The following is a 1,362-nucleotide window of genomic DNA, read 5'->3' on the forward strand; positions in this document are numbered from 1 at the left end:
GCCCGGCTCCCCCTCGTCCGCGACCACGCCTGGCTCCGCTGAACCCCACCCGCACGACCCACCACACCGGCCCGGGGACACACATCCCCGGGCCGGTGCTGTACGCGGCGCCGCCTGGTCACCGGCGGTGCCACTCCTCGGCCAGGAGCCGGTAGGAGCGCACCCGGTCGGCGTGGCCGTGGGTGATGGTGGTGACGATCAGTTCGTCGGCGTCGGTCGCCTCCTGCAGTTGTTCGAGCTGGTCGGCCACGCGCTGCGGCGAGCCGACGAACTGGGTCTCGACGCGGTCGGCCACCAGGGCCCGGTCCTCCTCCGTCCAGGGGTGGGCGCGGGCCTGCTCCGGGGTGGGGAACTCGATGGCGCCCCCGGCGGTGCGGATGCTGCGGACCCAGGGCCCGTAGTGGCCGGGCCACGGGCTCACGCCAGGCGGCGGGGTGTCAGCCGGCACCGTCGAGGGCCACGGCGAGGCGGGGACCACGGCGGACGCGCTCGACACCATCGGCACGACCGGCACCTCCGCTCTCCCCGGCTCTCTCCGGCCCGGCGGGCAGCGCTCCGCCGACGTCTCTCCACTCAACGCAACGGCCCCGAGCCGCAGGGCGTCGTGGCCCCCCCCGCAGGGTGTCCCGCCAGGCCTGTGGGGCGACGATCGCCGTCATGGTCGCCAGGTCGACGCGCAACGGCGGAAGCGCCGTGGCGTCACCGCAGATCCAACGCACCCGTTCGCCGCCCGGCTTGGCCCTGGCCACGTCGATGGACGCACGGGCCGGATCGACTCCGGTGACCTCGATGCCGCGATCGGCCAGCAGGAGCGCGAACACTCCCGTTCCGCATCCGATGTCCAGCTCCCGGCGCGCCGAACTCCTCGACCACACGGACGTACGCATCGAGATCGCCTCGATCGGGATCGAGCGGGTCGTACACCGCGGCCAGCCGCGGGTTCCCGAACGCCTCGTCAGCCATGCGGCCGAAGCTACACGGGGACACCGGCCCGCGGCCGTCCTGTTCCGGTCGCCGCCGGCGCCGCGGCTCCCATTGCGGCGGCGGGTCACGGAGTGCGCTCGCGTGCGGGCCCGCTCGCTCCGGCGGCAGCAGATGCGACCCACGTCACACGAGTCCTCCTGTCACGTTTCCCTCCGCCGTGCGGTCAATGCTCCGTAACCACCGACACGGCCAAGGAGAACGCCATGGAAGCCCGTCTGAACTACTTCGGCCACCCCCTCGCAGGCAAGTTCCTGAAGCACATCAACTCGGCGGCCAAGGTGGCGTCGGACTCGGCGCTCCCCGCCGCGACGCAGGAACTGGTGAAGATCCGCGCCAGCCAGATCAACGGCTGCGGCTTCTGCACCGACATGCACACCA

At 72.8% G+C, this 1,362-nt stretch carries 1 protein-coding gene and 2 pseudogenes; 1 reads left to right on the forward strand and 2 read right to left on the reverse strand.

Going from position 1 to position 1,362, the window contains the following annotated elements; all coding sequences use genetic code 11:
- Nucleotides 1-118: 118 nt before the first annotated feature.
- Nucleotides 119-400: pseudogene (locus tag ACWDAS_RS41425) on the reverse strand (LLM class flavin-dependent oxidoreductase); the annotation flags it as partial.
- Between the two features lie 211 nt (nt 401-611).
- Nucleotides 612-963, reverse strand: a pseudogene (locus tag ACWDAS_RS41430) (class I SAM-dependent methyltransferase); the annotation flags it as partial.
- Between the two features lie 224 nt (nt 964-1,187).
- Here ACWDAS_RS41430 and ACWDAS_RS41435 point away from each other — a divergent pair.
- The coding region (locus tag ACWDAS_RS41435) for a carboxymuconolactone decarboxylase family protein (protein WP_450401151.1) at nt 1,188-1,362 on the forward strand (175 nt) is incomplete at its 3' end.

The organism is Streptomyces sp. NPDC001070 (assembly GCF_053598835.1).